Below are 16,980 nucleotides of genomic sequence, written 5' to 3'. Positions count from 1 at the left end.
GAAAGAAAGCTACTTCGTAAGCATCATCTCGCCTTTGTCACCGGATTTTCCCTTGAAAAGGGAATTAGAAGAAATCTGGGGACAAGAGTGATCGAAAGGTTTTCTGTAACCGGAGTGCTTAAGTGAAACTATTCATTAGATCAATTTATGACCAGAAGGGATTGGCTTGCGTGAGCGAACAGGAAGAGATGAAGTTTGGCTGGTTTTTGCCTACAGCAGGAGACGGTAAATATGTAGGGGTTGCCCCGGAGCGGGAACCGAGCCTGGATTATCTGGTTCAAGTGGCACAGACAGCGGAGACGGCAGGTTTTGAATTTGTATTGATTCCGACAGGTGGAGCCTGTCTGGATGCGTGGGTTGTGGGTTCGGCTGTGATGAGTCACACGAAAACGTTGCGTCCACTTGTAGCCATTCGCCCAGGTCTGGTCACCCCTGTATTGGCGGCACGTATGGGAGCGGCACTGGATCAACTCTCTGGCGGTCGCGCCATGATCAACGTGGTGACAGGCAGTTCGGTTCGAGATCTGGAAGAACTCGGTGATCCACTCGCACATGCCCACGATGAACGGTATGTCCGCGCGAGCGAGTATATGGAAGTCATGAAGCGTTCGTGGACGCAATCGACGGGACTGAATCTGACGGAGTTTGCCGGAAGTGGTGCACCGTCAGGTGCAGACGCATCCAGCGATCCGAATCCCGAGTTTAACGGCCAATATTACAATTTCAAAGGTCCGGTAGGTATGCCTGAAACCGTGCAAAAACCGTATCCACCGTTCTATCTGGGAGGAAGCTCACCGATTGCCAAACGGGTCGCTGTTGAACACGCAGATACATTCCTGATGTGGGGCGAGCCGCATGACTGGATTCAGGAGCAGATCGAAGAAATCGAAGTCATTCGTGAACAGATCAAAGACGAAACGGGACAAGATCGTCAGCTCCGTTACGGCATGCGGGCACAGGTACTCATCCGGGGTACTGAAGAAGAAGCATGGGCGGCTGCTTGGGAGATTATCAGCAAAGTCCCACCAGAGGCCATCGAAAAAGCTAAAGCAGCCTTCGCGGAGACAGACGCAACCAACCAGCGCAGACAGAATGAGCTGCGGGAACTGTCCGAGAAGCAGCAGTTCGTCGTAGGCCCCAACCTGTGGACAGGATTATCCGTTGTACGTTCCGGCGGAGCAATCCTCATTGTGGGTACAGCGGAACAGGTCGCAGAACGATTGATGGAGTACGGAGATCTGGGCGTGACCACATTCATTTTGTCCGGTTATCCGCATCTGGAAGAAGCCGAAATCTTCGGCCGGACGGTTATGCCAATCATTCGTGAGAAGTGGAAAACAAGACAAAAACAGCATTCTATTACTACCAACTAAGTTACTACCAAATCTAAGTAAGTGCCCCTTTTTTTACACTTTAACGGAGAGGGCAGAACCGATCTGAAGAAGCGGAGCTAAAAGCTTTCTGAAAGAAAGCTACTCCGTAAGCATCATCTCGCCTGAAAGCTTTCTGGAAGAAAGCTACATCGGAAGCATACGCTATCCCCGGATTTTAACCATTTAAAGAGATGACTCAAAGAAATTCGGGGATAACAGCGATCGGAAGATGGTACTGCACTCGGAGTATCCAGTGTAAAAACATTCGTGCAACTTACATTAAATATCCTCAGGAGGTCGTCTTTCATGAAAAAAAATAAAAAATTGATCCTGCCGCTCGTCAGTATGCTGGTGTTGTCCATCCTGCTGTCGGCCTGCAGCGGTGGAGATAACGCGTCATCCGGAGAGAACGGATCCTCAGGGTCAGGCAAGGTGACGATCAGCTTCATGCACTGGCGTGGAGAGGACTCCGAAGCACTCAACAAGATTATTGATGCGTTTGAAAAGGAAAACCCAAATATCCATGTGGAAATGCAGACTCTTCCTTCAGACCAATATCAATCCACTGTACAATCCAAAATCAGTGACGGATCGACTGGGGATGTATTTGCCTCCTTCCCTGGCGCACAGTTCGAAGCCTTCACCAAAGCGGGATTGTTCACGGATCTGACCGGATCATCATTCCTGTCGGCCTACAATCCAAAGCTGATCGAAGCCGGACAGCATGACGGCAAGCAATATGCCATTCCTTATCAACTCGTATATAACGATCCAATTTATAATGTAAAACTGTTTGAAAAATACGGCCTGACGCCACCGAAGGATTGGGAAGGCTTCCTGGCACTTTGCCAGACGCTGAAAGACAACGGCATCATTCCGATTGCCTTTGCCGGAGCGGACATTGGCCCAGGCCAATTCATGAATACGATGGTGATGAACAATGCACCGAGTGACGACATTTTTACCAAAGTGGAAGCCGGAGAAGCCAAACTGACAGATGAGTTCTGGGTAAAAACGTTGACGCAGATCAAGGAATTGAACGACAAAGGATACTTCCAACAGGACGCACTGGGTACAAAAGACCCTGCGGCTGGCGCACTGTTTATTCAGGAAAAAGCAGCCATGCTGGCAAGTGGATCATATCAACTCGCTCAGAATAAACAGCAGAACCCGAATCTGGAGCAAAAATTGCTCGCACCCATCACGGTAAGTGCTGATCAGGCGAAATATGAAGGGGTGCATACCACCACGTTTATGCTTGCCGTGAACAGCAAGTCGAAACATCCGGAAGAAGCGAAGAAGTTCCTTGAATTCCTGAGCAAGCCGGATGTAGCTGGCGAATATGCCAACCAGACAGGACAGAATGTAACCGTGAATGACGTGAAGTACGATACACCTGAGCTTCAGGTTGCCGGAGAATGGGCGAACAAAAAGACCGTGTTCCAGCCACGGTTCACGATCCTGAACGGAGATAACCAGAAGGCAGTCACGAACTCCATTCAGGCAGTGCTGAGCGGTACTTCACCAGAAGAGGCAGCGCAGCAGGCACAGGCGATCATTGATCAGCATATCGGGAAATAAACAATGAAGAACCGTATTCAGCTATCCCTGTTTCTGTTACCCGGGTTGCTGCTGTACGTTGCACTGTTCGTATTTCCTACATTGACGGGGCTGTTCTACTCCTTTACGGATTGGGACGGGGTATCCCCGTCGTATGCATTTGTAGGGCTGGATAATTACAAGGACAGTCTCAGCAGCATCGTATTTCGCAAAGCTTTTGGCAACAACGTGGAGTTCATGTTAACGGTTGTCATCGCACAAACCTTTATTTCACTTGTCCTGGCACTGCTTCTGGTACGCAATACCAAGACACGTGTGGTGCTTCGGGCATTGTATTTCCTGCCGGCAATTCTGTCCTCCGTATCGGTCGGTTTGATCTGGGCTTTCATGTATGATCCTTCGATCGGGCTGATTAATTATGGATTGAACGAGGCAGGTATGGGGAGCATGGCCCACAACTGGATTGGTGATCCGAAGATCGCCATCTATTCCATCGCAGCGGTACAGGTCTGGGCACACGCGGGACAGATGATGATCGTATTCATCGCAGGTCTGCAAGGCATTCCGGCAGAACTGTACGAAGCGGCGCGCATGGACGGCGGCAGCAAATGGCAGGTATTCCGTACCGTGACCTGGCCGCTGCTGGCACCTTCGGCAACAATTGTTGTGGCCTATACGACCATTCAGTCGTTCAAGGCATTTGACCTCATCTTCACGATGACGGATGGAGGTCCGAACTACGCAACTGAAATTTTGACGACATATATCTATCATACCGCCTTTGGCAGCTATTCGTTTGGTCTGGCTTCTGCTGGTTCCATGATCTTCCTGGTGCTGCTTGCGCTGCTAACGCTGCTGCAGTTCAAGGCGCTGCGTGCCGACCGGGTAAGCTATTAATCAACGGATAGGCCTGCTCGTGAGCAGGGAAGTTGAAAGTACATGAGTGATTGAACAAGTTGTTGATTTCATCGTGTAAAGAAGAAGGGAGGGAGAAGGCATATGATTCTAAAATGGTTCAATCGTTTGATCCTGTTCGTGTACGCGCTGCTGATCCTTGTGCCGCTGTACTTTGTATTTGTATCTTCGTTCAAAACAAGCAGCAACTTCTTCATCAGTCCATTTAGCTGGCCGGACCCGTTTACGTGGGATAATCTCACGGGCATGTTTCGCAACCAGCCGATGTGGCAGTATTTCGGGAACAGTCTGGTCGTCACGCTGGGCACGGTTGCGATTGAGCTGCTGCTTAGCAGCATGATTGCTTATGCCATTGTTCGCTGGGGCGGCAGTGTGGGCAAAATCGTGTTTGCCTTGTTTGTGGCGGGTTTGATCGTACCGTCCCAAGTGAGTATGCTGCCAATCTATTCCCTCACGCGTACGCTGGGATGGTCAGATAGCCTGACGGGACTCATTGTAGTATCAGCCGCCATGCTGATGCCTGTCTCCGTATTTATGCTGACAGGCTTCATGCGTATGCTCAATTCGGAAATTCTGGAAGCGGGCAGTATGGACGGTGCGAATGAGTGGAGACTCTACACCCGAATTGCTCTGCCACTAGCTGCACCTTCGCTGGCGGCTACAGCAACGTTCCTGCTTGTGATGGTCTGGAATGATTTGCTGATTCCGATGCTCATGCTTACCAGTAAGTCCAAGCTGACCTTGCCGCTCGCACTCATGCAGTTCCGGGGGGAATACGTAACCAACTATCCGATGATGCTCACAGGTGTACTGGTCACAGCCATTCCGATGATTGTGCTGTTCCTATTGCTTCAGCGTTATTTTGTTGCAGGTCTAACAGCGGGTTCACTGAAAGGGTAAGGTATGGAAATAAGATCAACGGATATGCGTATTTTACATTGATTTCTGGATCATTCTGCATAATAATGGTTTAGTGTCAGAATGACTACATAGAGATCAAGGGAGCTATAAGACATGAGCAAACTGGAAGTATTGCGGAATCCCAAGCAGCGCAAGCTGCTGTTCAGTGCCGGCATGAGCTGGCTGTTTGATGCAATGGAAGTCGGCATGATTTCCTTCATCGTGGCTGCACTCGCCAAGGAATGGAGTCTCAGTCCCGGACAAGTCGGGGTGCTTACGAGTATCAACTCCATCGGTATGGCGCTAGGTGCATTGCTTGCGGGGGCACTTGCGGACCGTTTCGGCCGAAAGGCCATTTTGATGTGGACCCTGCTGGTATTTACGATTGCTAGTGGCCTGTCAGCATTGGCGACCGGATTCGCCGTATTGTGTGTACTGCGTCTGATTGCCGGTATCGGCCTCGGAGGAGAGCTGCCTGTGGCATCAACATTGGTATCAGAGTCGATGCCTACGGCAGAACGTGGACGTGCAGTTGTACTGCTGGAGAGCTTCTGGGCAGGTGGCTGGATTGTATCCGCACTCATTGCCAACTTTGTTATCCCGGAATATGGCTGGAGAATTGCTTTTGCCATTGGTGCCGTTCCAGCGTTCTATGCGCTGTATCTGCGCCGTGCCATTCAGGACCCGCCTCGTTACAAGAACAATACCAAGATTAAGAAAATCACGTTCCGCGAAAAGGTTGCGACCGTATGGTCAGTACCTCATCGCCGTACAACGTTGATGCTCTGGATTTTGTGGTTTACCGTTATTTTCTCTTATTATGGTATGTTCCTCTGGTTGCCGTCGGTTGTTATGGCAAAAGGCTTTACGCTGGTCAAAAGCTTCCAGTACGTGCTGATTATGACGATCGCACAGCTGCCAGGTTACTTCACAGCGGCGTACTTCATTGAGCGGTTTGGCCGCAAATTTGTACTTGTCGTTTATCTTACATTGACAGCAGTAAGTGCAATTGCTTTTGGACTGGCAACAACGGAAGCGACGATTCTGACCGCAGGGATCTGTCTTTCCTTTTTCAATCTGGGAGCTTGGGGCGGTCTGTACGCGTATAGTCCGGAATTGTACCCCACTTCCGTTCGTTCAACAGGTGTGGGTCTTGCCACATCGGTAGGCCGGATTGGTGGCGTGCTTGCTCCATTAATGGTTGGTATGCTGGTTCAGCGTGAGGTTGCAATCAGTCTGATATTCACGATTTTCTTCGTCACTATCCTCATTGGCGCAGCCGCAGTGTTGTTCCTGGGCCGGGAAACGAAGGGTCTGGAACTGGCCGAATAAATGTCAATAAATACAACGCAACTTTTGTACGGGTCAACCTGCCTACGGAAATGATGGGCTGGACAAGCGGTACAAGGTTGATACAGGAAGAGGCATGACTATGGCGTGACCATGGGCTCATGCCTCTTTTTGCTATGTTTGAAGTGGATTTTCGCCTGCGCCATCGGTCCGATAGACGTCACTTTTTCTATATCCTATAATGACACTCGGGATGTAGGGCCGTGAGGATTCAGGGGAAAGAAGTGGATCTGGATTCAGAAAAGTGGAGGTTAATGGAATGATGAAGAACAAATTTGAAATGGATCAGACGTGTGAAATGAATGAAAAGAATACAATGAATGAAAAGCATATGATGAGTGAGCAGCATAGCGTGTGTGAAGTGGTACGTGTGATTGATAATGTCGGGATGAATGTGATGTACAGCTATAGTGGCAGCGATAGGATGAGTGAGATAAACGGGAGGTATGATGTGATTGATCTTACTCCTGTAGAAGTGATGAAAGATATGAAGCAGATGAAGGTGACAAGCTATATTTACAGCTCAGATGAAGAAGTTAGAATCGATAGCAGTGATCAGAGGCTTGATCTGCATGAATTGCACACAAGCACTGACCACATGGAGCCTATTACCGTCAGCCGGAAAGTCACCCATCGCAGGGGGAGAAAGGCTGGCAAAAAAGCAGGTCTGGTCAGTATGTTTCTCGGTGCCTGCGCGATGACTCTGGGACTGACCGTGGCAGCTCCTTCTGCGGGAGCGCAGAAGCTGGAGCAGGGCGTTCGCAGTGAACATGTGCTGCAATTGCAGGAGCAATTAAGTGATCTGGGGTATTTTAAAGCTGGATTGACCGGATATTACGGTTCTATCACCAAAGGCGCCGTCCGTAAGTTCCAACAGGCTCAGGGGCTGAGTGCAGATGGGATTGCAGGTCCGGCAACACTGAATAGACTGAACAAGAAGGCCAAGGCCGAGGGCGAGACGCTGCGCCAGTTGGCAAAGCTGATCCATGGTGAAGCGCGCGGAGAATCCTTTGAAGGACAGGTTGCTGTAGGCGCGGTTGTCTTGAACCGAGTGCATTCAAATGCATTCCCGTCATCAATTCCGAAAGTAATTTTCCAAAAGGGGCAGTTCACGGCCATAGACGATGGACAGTTTAATACAAAGCCGACGGCGACCTCTTATAAGGCAGCGCGTAAAGCTTTGAATGGTGTCGATCCTACGCATGGTGCGCTGTATTATTACAATCCGAAGATTGCCACATCGATGTGGAGTAAGAGCAGACCGACCTTGCTGACAATTGGGCAGCATGATTTTACGAGATGAGTTGAAGTAGAGACATATAGTGTAATATCTGAAATGTGAAATGATATGATGATGAACCTCGGCTGTACGCTGCTGAATGCAGACGTGCTACCGGGGTTTCTTTTAGCGGTAGAAGAATATTGGAATGGTGTCTGAATATCATTGAAACCGAATACGATTTTACAAAGTATATATAAAGAAGGATATAATTAGTTGCTATTTATAAATTTGTACTCGGTTACATCCAAAGAGGGGAGGACGAATATGCCGTTTATTGGGGGAATCATTTTAGTCTTCATCCTAGCATTTATTCTATGGGCATTAATGATCCCGCTATTCAATAAAATAGGTAGTAGAATTCTGAAAAAGTACGATAAATTCAAACAAGAGGAGAATGTTGATGAAAAATTCAAAGACGTTTAGGGTAGGGGCGATCACGGTTGCATTGGTTATTATCGTGGGAGTATTACTGGTGACTTTCTTTGTAACACGAATTCCTAATGGATATGTCGGGGTTGTATATTCACCCAATGGAGGTGTAAAAGACAGTACACTGAGTCAAGGGTGGAAACTCGTTGGAGCGTTTGATAAAGTGACGAAATATCCGATCCGAATTCAAACGGTTGAGTACAAAGATATTCAAATTGCGACTTCTGACGGAAAAAACATCACAATTGATTTTGCTTATAACTACCAAGTAGAACCAAGTAAAGTATCTTCTATCTTTAATACATTTGGGCCAATTAGCATTCAAGAAATTGAGGATACATATCTCAAAACACGTTTCCGTGACGCAGCTCGTAAAGGTATCTCCAAGTTTACAGTCATTGATGTGTATGGTGAAAAGTCATCCGACGCAGGAGTGGACGTCCAGCAACGTTTTTCTGATGACGTTAAAGAGTTAGGCTTTATTGTATCCAACGTTACTGTGGGTGTTCCTCAACCTGATGCCAAGACTCAGGAAGCCATCGATAAGCGTGTCGAAGCTTCTCAAGAACTGGAACGTAAAACGACTGAACTGGAGATTGCCAAGAAAGAAGCAGAACGCAAGCGCGTGGAAGCACAAGGTAATGCAGACAAACTATTAATTGAAGCAGAAGGTCAGGCTAAAGCCAATAAAGAGCTTCAACAATCCTTATCAAGTCAACTCGTTGAATATGAAACCATCAAGAAATGGGACGGAGCCCTTCCATATGTAAGTGGGTCCAATACGCCAATGATTCAATTGCCGGGTACTAAAGTAGAGCAAAATAGCAGTGCGGGAAGCGTATCTCCCTAATTAGAGGTTTGAAATGCATGCCTTGCTTTCACACCCATTTAAAGTGTTGAATGCTAATGAACAAGCCGGTCCAATCGTGGGCTGACTTGTTCTTTTTTGAGTGTTTTCAAAGGTACTATGAGTGGAATCAGTTAGTCTTGACATTGGATTTACTTATCCAATCCTGTACAATGAATAACGACAATAACAAGGTAGATTAAGGATGGATCAGCACGATGAGAATGATCATATCACCAGCTAAAAAGATGAAGATCGATACCGATCTTATGGCGATCGCGCAGATGCCGCAATTTATAAACGAATCAGAACAGCTATTAAGCCTGCTTCAAAAGTTATCCTATAACGAGCTCAAAACGCTGTGGAAGTGTAACGATGCAATCGCCGAACAGAACGTGGAGCGGATTCGGAGTATGAATATAAAAGCAAATCTTACGCCAGCCATCTATGCCTATGAGGGTATTCAGTATCAGTATATGGCGCCAGGTGTTTTTCAAAATGAGGAACTGGCGTATCTTCAGCAGCATTTACGTATATTATCCGGTTTTTATGGCATGTTGCGGCCATTGGATGGGGTTACACCTTATCGGTTGGAGATGCAGGGCAAGCTGCAAGGTCCGGGATTCAAATCACTCTATCAATTCTGGGGCAGCAAATTGGCCGATCAGCTCCAAGCGGAAAGTAACTGCATTCTGAATCTGGCTTCCAAAGAGTATAGCAAGAACATCACCCCTTTTCTGAAGGACGAAACCCGTTTTATCACTTGTGTCTTCGGACAAATGGTCGATGGGAAGCTGGTTGAAAAGGCAACTCGCGCCAAAATGGCCAGAGGTGAGATGGTGCGGTATATGGCAGAGCGGAAGATTACAGATGTGAAGGATATTAGAAACTTTGATCGATTAGGTTTTGTTTTCTCAGAAGAGAACTCGGATGAAGGGAATTATGTATTTATATATTCAGAGGGAAAATAGTCATTAGTGTGCCAATTATATATGAGAAGAGTGGTTTATTGTCGTTAATCAAAACGTTGTACAACATGAATCTTGATTTCATATGACATTGGCTTCTTCTGGCATACAAAACTCCCATCATAGTAGAGTTATTTCTACTGTCTACTATGACGGGAGTATAACAAGAATTACAGTGGGCAGTTTTTCGTATTATATACAGCTAGAAATGTAATCTTTGTTTTCTCGATTTTTAAAAATATGTGAGAGTTGGATTGGTGTCAATGTTTAGCCTCTGGCGTTTCTTCAAGATGGCGTCCCCCCATGTCGTTCCAACACGTTTAAAGCAAATGTCCGCCAGACACTTCAATGTCTTGAGCTGTGACCCAGCCGAAATCATCGGACAATACGTTCACAATGACCTTCGCAAGATCTTCAGGTTGGCCTATTCTGCCAAATACAGATTGCTCAGCCAGTGGTTTGATGAATTCGGGATGTTTATCGAATACGCCATCGCCGAAATTGCTGTGCGTAGGACCGGGAGAAACGGCGTTGACCCGAATGTTGCGAGGTGCAAGTTCTTTGGCGATATAACGAGTCCATGTGGAGAATGCTGCTTTTAACGAGCCGTAGGCAGAATATCCTGGAAATGATTGGTTCTTGGATGAACTCGTAGTATTAACGATGGCTCCATGATCATCCATAAATCGCACAAGGTGTTGTGTTAAAAAAACGGGTCCTTTAAAGTTCGTATTAAGAATGTTGTCGAAGTATTCTTCGGTCATCTCATTGAACATCATAGGTCCGCCAATACCGCCATTATTAACTAAGTAATCAAAAGTCGTTCTGTCCCAGATATCGTTGAGGTACTGCTTGACCTCTAAGGCGAAACCTTCGAATGTTGATATCTGGGTCAGATTTAACTTCAGTGCTACAGCCCGAACTCCTGTATTTTTCTCCACTTCCTTAACGACCGCTTCTGCTCGATCCTTGTAGGAATTGTATGTGAGAATCACACTAATTCCGCGCTTGCCTAGCTCCAGAGCTGTCGCTTTTCCAATGCCATTACTTCCACCTGTTACGATTGCAATTTTCATCATATCCACCCTTTCTTGTGATCGATCTGGACTTTATTTTAGTATTCTCTGCGTAAATAATATAGATCTAATCACACCTTTGAATTGCCTAAAACCACCACTTGTAATTGTAATGAGCAGAGAATATCGTTCTTTTATAACATCAGAAAAGCCTAAAAATGCTGATTCATTTCAGAGCTGTGTTGAGGGATACAGATTCATCTGATAAAATAGGTGCATGAAAAAAGTTATTGATGAAATTATCGAATTAATGAAATGTGCAGGCACTCGACCAATTGAAACCGAAGTTCCAGGGCTGAGCATGATTAAGGGAGATATTCCTGCTCATCAGCTTGCAGCGCTCTACGAGCCGATGATTGGTTTTACGGTTCAAGGAACAAAGATGCTTTCAATCGGGGAGCGCAGAACTACACTGGGAGGCCCCTCATATTATGTTCTGCCGATACATGTTCCTGCAACGGCGAGTGTGTATCCAGACAGGGATGGCGGCCCTTACATGTCTCTTGGTCTTGCGATAAATCAGAATGTTCTCCAGCGCTTATTAAGAGATCTGCCTGAAAATCTAATCCCAACTTCTTCTGCGCAGTTCGCAGCTTGTGAGATGGATCTTGAATTCATGGAGGCATGGCTACGCTTATTGCGATTAACTAAGTCAACCAGAGATATTCCGGCTCTTGCACCGGCTTATGAACGTGAAATCCTTTATCGCGTTCTGATGGGACCGCAAGGATGGTATCTGAAACAACTGGGTATGAGGGAAAGTAACTTTGCCAAGATTTCCCAAATTGTAAAATGGTTTCGCGATAATTTTATGAGGCCCATAGACATTGGTGAGATGGCATCAAAATCGGGTATGGCTTTAAATACCTTTCATCGTCAGTTTAAAAGTGCAACGGGATTAAGTCCTATTCAATTTCAAAAGCAATTAAGGCTTTTGGAGGCTAGAAATCTCATTGCATTTGAGGGTTATGCAGTAGCCAGTGCTGCATATCAAGTTGGCTATCAGAGTGCCTCGCAGTTTAATCGCGAATACTCCCGCTTCTTCGGTTTATCTCCAGCTCGAGATACGGAGAAACTAAGACGAATCGAACATGCAAGGGACTAGACAAGCCGGGGATCATTAGCATTAATCTGGACGGAAACAATGTTCCCATTAAACTGTAGGACCATAGTATGGAAGCTCAACATTGAGAGAGTGGATTAATGAATTGAAATCAGGAGGTTAGCCGGGTGAAATTGCCATTAAACTTCTGCTAACATAGTTTTATCCCATATTAAATGAGCGGTGAAAACAGATGAGTACAATTAAAGTTACCCCTGAGCAGTTACATTACTTGTCAAGTCAGGTGGATCAGGCGAGGCAACAATTGGAGCATATTCAAGATAATCTCTCCAGGCAGATTATGTTCCTTCAAGCCATGTGGATGGGTGTGACACAGGAGCGTTTTTATGATGATTTTGCGCGGTCGCGTCCCTTACTACAGAAAGCACTGGAGAGCATGGTGTATACTTCGAAAGAGTTAAAGGATATCGCGATCCGGTTTGAGAATGCAGATGCGGAGAAGAGCAGTCTGGGTAGTGTTATTGGTGCTGTTGGTGCGGCAGCAATGATGAAGAGCACAGGGAGTGATGCGGGTTCGGGTGATAAGGGCTACCAGATGAAGAAAGTCGATGTCTATGGTAGGTATGTGTGGGTACCGGTGAACGAGAATGGTGAGCTGGATTATACGGCCGTACAGGCTTATGCGAAGGATCAGGGGAATGTGAATATCGACCGGATGCAAGGAGTTCATACGGAAGCGCCAGAGGAAGATATTTTCAAAATGCAGGTTAAATCTTTGGAAAATAGAATCCATCCCTTCACAGGCGAGCCTGTCTCCGATAAGTATGCTCAGATAATGCTGACTTCTCTGAAGTTCAGCCAGATCTTTATGGCTTTCCAGATGGTTCGCGGAAGTATGCCAGGTCGCAAAGGTCCGTTTCGTTTGCCTGCTTCTGATCCGGCGGTGACGAAGATTAAAAAGAATTTGGAAGCGGCTGAAGCGAGGAAAGGTAGTAATATTAAGGGGACGGGTGATATTAGACCTGTCCAAATCATTGAAAACAGATATCCAAATGAGATTCAGCAAGGAAAGAGTTTTGACTATGTTTTGAAGAATGGGCAAGTTAAGATTCGAGATGGAATTAAAGAGGTTGACTTTGTCATAGATACAGATGGTAACTTAAATGTTGGAAGAGGACACTCTCATTTAGCAAATGGAGCTGATGTTCAAGCTGCTGGAAAACTAAAAGTCGATGCAAACGGAAATGTTAGAAGAATAACAAATGAATCAGGACACTATACTCCAACAACTGAGCAAGCTAAAAAATATGAGCAGATATTCAATAGTGCTGGAATAAAGACAGAAAACGCTTGGTTAGAGATATATCAACTAGAAGTAACGAGAAGTGGTTATGTTGATATAGGGAAATTAAAGAAAGTATTTTCAACTAAACTGAAATAGAAGGAGAGGAGATATTTTGACTACTCAAATGAATGAGGAAATTTTTTCGACTAATTTATCTAAAGCAGTTGATAAGATAAAAAAGGCTAAAAACATTTCGAGCGATATTATTAAGTTTATCATAGAGCCTGTTGAGGAACAGGGGAAAATGTTAGATGGTGGGGATGAAATGATGAAACGTCTTGTGTTGTCTAAAGAGAATATTGGTGGTAAAAAACTATTGCTAGAAGATGTAGTTGGGGTTTTAGGAGGGCTTTTTCCGAAAGCTCCTATATGGATTAATGTATCTTTTATAGAAATTGAAGGAGATACCGCTATCTTCAAGCTGGAAACCAGTTTGCGTTTTAGAAAACCGACTTTATTAAGGAATGCTGAAACAGGTCATGCTCCCTTTAAAGCCATTGTATAAGGTATGTGAAGATTATTCTTTAATCTCTTTACGTAAATTTAAGTGGAAGCTAATAAATAAGTAATGAGTCAATCATTCAAAGAATAACAGCAGGTTGATCATGGTCAAGATATCACCATGATTAATCTGTTCTTTTGTTATTTTCGTTTCTTCCCATTTACCAAAAGAAAGGATTTTAGTATCTACAACGATAGTCACGGTGGAATTTAAGACGACCACTAATATTGTTAGAACTTAAATGAACATTTCTTAACGGGGAGGTCATGTATTAGAGGCTAGTCACCTGGCCTCTAAGTTAACCCGAAATGTATGGAAAAAGAAATGGAATTAGCGTTGGGTGGATAAAAAAATATACTGAGATTTGTGGATCAATCGAATAACCAGATATTCTGCTAGATGACGAGGCTATAAAGTGGTTGCTAAATAGGGTTTAAAATAAACTCATTAACTGGAAAAGTGGCATGGAGTTACCTAATTTAATTGAATCATAATAACCAATACCTTAAGTGTTAATAACGACATGACTTCTTAAATTCAAATCCTCAAATGAATTTGTGGTACTTAGATCATAAGTTAAGGCTCGTAAAGATTATCTATTATATTTTGCAATTGCTTGAGAAAGAGTTTTAAAGTAATTTAGAAGAAAGAGGAAAAAGATATGTAAGTGTAAATTAAGATAGTATTTTGTTAAATGAATTTACAATATATAAAATAATTTTTCTTGAATTCTAAATAGGGGGTTTAAAAATGGAAACAGAGAGTGTGTATTTATTTAATGGAAAGAGATTTATTGAACACGCTAATTTTAAAGAGTTTAAAGATCAAATTCAAAAAAAATTGAATTACAATGATGATTCAGCTGAAAGTCTAACGCAATTTTATGAGAATTATTATGAGAAGAAAGGAAACGATTTCAATGAATTAAACAGAACTTTATTTGAGAATATTATGTATGGTCGATTAACCAATATTTTTGTACATAAAATAAGTGATCCATCTTCTTTGGGGATAGATTTGTTTAAAAAGGCTGCTAAAAAAATTATAGATTCGTTTAAAGTTTCTGCTCCAATTACCATTCAAGACTTAATGAGCGTTAATGGATTCTATTTGCTAGATGGAATGAGTGTTCCTAAGATTGGATCAAATTTCATTGCAGGTTTTGACTATAAGCAAGATGGAAGTCAAGTTACTGAAGTGCGTTTTTTGGTAGGGAGATCGGTGACTTTGAAAAAAGCTAAAGAGACTTATCCTGGATACATGTTAGGAGCAGTCGAAATAAACTTAAAAAAGAAAATATGTTCGATATTCGTTAAGCACACATCAAATGTACTTGATGAAGGAGATGAGGCAATCAAAAGCGTTCAAGGGTATCATAAATTTATTCTCCAAAATTTTGTTCTGCCCTTAACTATAAATCTTGTTGAAAGCGATGCTGAAGCAAGGAAAGAGATGATCGAAAAAGATCGTCAGGGAATGTTTGAATTTTGTAAGTCACTTTATGAGGAGTTGATTGATGATGTCCGGACTGAAGTAATAACTTCTGCAGAAAAAGATGTTATTTCGGTTACGCGTAAAATAGTGAGGATTCTAAAGGAGTTGGGAAAAAAACCGACATTAGAACAACAAAGTGTTCTCTCAACCAGAATTAATTATCTTATCCTCGGACTACATGTAGAAAATAATATAAGTGATAAGGAAATGGCCCAAAAGGCAGTTGAGAAAGATCTTTTGGGATTTCCAACTAACATAGATTACAAAAATAGCCGTATGAATAGGAGTTCAACTGGAACTTCTGTGAAATCGAAACCAATTGCTAAATCTGAAACTTTGTATAGTTTATTAACTGACTTTGAAAAAGCAAGAATGTTAAATAAATGGTCTTTATCTTGGTTCAGAGATCCAAAAAATAAAAATGAGGATGAGATTGAACAAACTTCAATTGAATCAACTTCATTCGGCCTTCACATTCGGTTCAAAGGAAGAAATTTTTTGGGCAAGGAGTTAATCCAACATGTCATTGGAACAATTGATCAATGCCGTAGCTGAAGATTTTAAATTGGATTACTCCGATTCATTAGACATAATGAGGAGTTTGGTAGAAGTAGTTGGTTATTCAAACTTTAGTAAAAGAACTTTGTACGGGAATTTTTCAAAATCAGAAGTGCAAATTCTACTAAAAAATATGAATGATTTTGGTTATTTGAATCAAAACATTCATTACTACTGTCCCTTTGATAACGGAGAGTCAATTACCTCAATTGATGACAAAAGATGTGAGCTTTGTGATGGGAGTATTGAGGATGAAGAACACGAAGTAACAGAAATGTATATAGTAAATGAGCAATTAATTGAATTAATAAGAAAAGCAAATCAAAATGTAGAATTCAAAGCATATTTAAATACTGCTTACAAAAAAAATTTGAAATACATTTTAAATGATAAGAATGATTTGATTCCTTTTTTAGGTTCGGGTGTTTCAATGCCTCTTGGTTTACCCAATTGGCAAGGACTTTTAGTGAAGTTAAACGATAATAGTTTCTCGAATGAGCACCTTGAAGAGGAGTTTAATATCTTAGTTAAGAATGGAGATCTCTTGACTGCTTTTGATTTTCTGAAAGGTAATTCGTTCGAATACTCAAACTATGATCAAGTGAAAGAAAGAATTATTGAGATCATTGCAGAAATGAGAATAAAAAACGTTAATGAAGTAGAACATAATTACAATGACTTAGTTGCCCTGAATAGTAACTTTTATTTGACAACAAATTATGATTTGTATATGAGTGAATTTCTTACTTACGAAAATGAAGAATATACAGCTCCAATCTGCCTAAGTGAAATAAATAGTATTAGAAAATTAATGACAGGTAATAATCAAGTTATTCATTTACATGGACACTTGAATAAAAAAGATACGATGATAGTATCGAGAGAAGATTATCAAAATCTGTATGCAAATGTAGAGTTAATGATGCGTTTTGGATCAATTATGAATAATAAACCTTTATTATTTGTGGGATTCTCTTTCAATGATGATTTTTTCAAAGAATTATTTGAAAAAATTATCACTTTAGTATCTTCCCAGCACTATATTATTATTCCTAATGCGGATAATGAATTAGTACGAAAATTCAATGCAAAGAACATAAAAGTTATTAGTTTAAATGTGAAACAAGATTCTCAAGGGAATTTAGATAGCACAGATCTAGTTAAAGCAATAAAAGTATTAATAACTTTTTTAATTGATAATGATAATGACTTGATTCCTTTTTAATCGATTTTTTAATTATATCTTACAATAATTAATATTTTGTCCAATTTTTCAGCTTAGCGCATTTCCCGCTAAATTCCCATCTCACCTCATCTT

At 42.9% G+C, this 16,980-nt stretch carries 13 protein-coding genes and 2 pseudogenes; 14 read left to right on the top strand and 1 reads right to left on the bottom strand.

Annotated features, from left to right (window positions below; translation table 11 throughout):
• The first annotated feature begins 188 nt into the window (after positions 1-188).
• The 8 genes from MHB49_RS23580 (at position 189) to yaaA (ending at position 9,627) form a co-directional block, all read left to right on the top strand.
• Complete coding sequence (locus MHB49_RS23580; protein ID WP_405157225.1) at positions 189-1,373, top strand: LLM class flavin-dependent oxidoreductase; 1,185 nt, start codon at positions 189-191, stop codon at positions 1,371-1,373.
• A 306-nt stretch (positions 1,374-1,679) separates the two neighbouring features.
• Positions 1,680-2,954 carry an ABC transporter substrate-binding protein gene (locus MHB49_RS23575; RefSeq protein ID WP_405153216.1) on the top strand — a complete coding sequence of 425 codons (1,275 nt, stop codon included), beginning with the start codon at positions 1,680-1,682 and terminating at the stop codon, positions 2,952-2,954.
• Positions 2,955-2,957: 3 nt separating this feature from the next.
• Positions 2,958-3,830 (top strand): carbohydrate ABC transporter permease, encoded by an 873-nt coding sequence (locus MHB49_RS23570; RefSeq protein WP_405153215.1) that lies wholly within the window; start codon positions 2,958-2,960, stop codon positions 3,828-3,830.
• 102 nt (positions 3,831-3,932) lie between these two features.
• Positions 3,933-4,748 carry a carbohydrate ABC transporter permease gene (locus tag MHB49_RS23565; protein WP_247898388.1) on the top strand — a complete coding sequence of 272 codons (816 nt, stop codon included), beginning with the start codon at positions 3,933-3,935 and terminating at the stop codon, positions 4,746-4,748.
• Positions 4,749-4,862: 114 nt separating this feature from the next.
• The gene (locus tag MHB49_RS23560) at positions 4,863-6,080 is read left to right on the top strand and encodes an MFS transporter (RefSeq protein ID WP_405153214.1); all 1,218 of its coding nucleotides are present in this window, start codon (positions 4,863-4,865) and stop codon (positions 6,078-6,080) included.
• Positions 6,081-6,357: 277 nt separating this feature from the next.
• Positions 6,358-7,401 carry a cell wall hydrolase gene (locus MHB49_RS23555; protein ID WP_405153213.1) on the top strand — a complete coding sequence of 348 codons (1,044 nt, stop codon included), beginning with the start codon at positions 6,358-6,360 and terminating at the stop codon, positions 7,399-7,401.
• A gap of 379 nt (positions 7,402-7,780) precedes the next feature.
• Positions 7,781-8,659, top strand: coding sequence for a prohibitin family protein (locus MHB49_RS23550; protein ID WP_247898385.1), 879 nt, complete (start codon positions 7,781-7,783; stop codon positions 8,657-8,659).
• Between the two features lie 215 nt (positions 8,660-8,874).
• Complete coding sequence (gene yaaA, locus MHB49_RS23545) at positions 8,875-9,627, top strand: peroxide stress protein YaaA (protein WP_405153212.1); 753 nt, start codon at positions 8,875-8,877, stop codon at positions 9,625-9,627.
• A gap of 317 nt (positions 9,628-9,944) precedes the next feature.
• Here the strand turns inward: yaaA and MHB49_RS23540 are convergent, their stop codons facing one another.
• Positions 9,945-10,703 (bottom strand): SDR family NAD(P)-dependent oxidoreductase, encoded by a 759-nt coding sequence (locus MHB49_RS23540; RefSeq protein ID WP_248064125.1) that lies wholly within the window; start codon positions 10,701-10,703, stop codon positions 9,945-9,947.
• 214 nt (positions 10,704-10,917) lie between these two features.
• Between MHB49_RS23540 and MHB49_RS23535 the strand changes: the two genes are divergently transcribed.
• The 6 genes and pseudogenes from MHB49_RS23535 to MHB49_RS23510 all read left to right on the top strand — a co-directional run bounded on the left by MHB49_RS23535 (position 10,918) and on the right by MHB49_RS23510 (position 16,887).
• On the top strand, positions 10,918-11,805 hold the full coding sequence (locus MHB49_RS23535; protein WP_405153211.1) for an AraC family transcriptional regulator N-terminal domain-containing protein: 888 nt from the start codon (positions 10,918-10,920) through the stop codon (positions 11,803-11,805).
• A gap of 190 nt (positions 11,806-11,995) precedes the next feature.
• Positions 11,996-12,256, top strand: a pseudogene (locus tag MHB49_RS23530) (WXG100 family type VII secretion target); the annotation flags it as partial.
• 534 nt (positions 12,257-12,790) lie between these two features.
• Positions 12,791-13,204, top strand: a pseudogene (locus tag MHB49_RS23525) (hypothetical protein); the annotation flags it as partial.
• Positions 13,205-13,232: 28 nt separating this feature from the next.
• Positions 13,233-13,613 (top strand): hypothetical protein, encoded by a 381-nt coding sequence (locus tag MHB49_RS23520; protein WP_221789166.1) that lies wholly within the window; start codon positions 13,233-13,235, stop codon positions 13,611-13,613.
• 747 nt (positions 13,614-14,360) lie between these two features.
• The gene (locus tag MHB49_RS23515) at positions 14,361-15,659 is read left to right on the top strand and encodes a hypothetical protein (RefSeq protein WP_405153210.1); all 1,299 of its coding nucleotides are present in this window, start codon (positions 14,361-14,363) and stop codon (positions 15,657-15,659) included.
• On the top strand, positions 15,625-16,887 hold the full coding sequence (locus MHB49_RS23510) for an SIR2 family NAD-dependent protein deacylase (RefSeq protein ID WP_405153209.1): 1,263 nt from the start codon (positions 15,625-15,627) through the stop codon (positions 16,885-16,887). The genes MHB49_RS23515 and MHB49_RS23510 overlap by 35 nt, the downstream gene beginning before the upstream one ends.
• Positions 16,888-16,980: the final 93 nt, after the last annotated feature.

This window comes from Paenibacillus sp. FSL K6-0108 (genome assembly GCF_045040695.1).
Lineage (GTDB): Bacteria > Bacillota > Bacilli > Paenibacillales > Paenibacillaceae > Paenibacillus > Paenibacillus pabuli_B.
Note: the sequence above shows the minus strand (reverse complement) of the source record. Positions and strands in the feature narration are given on the sequence as shown.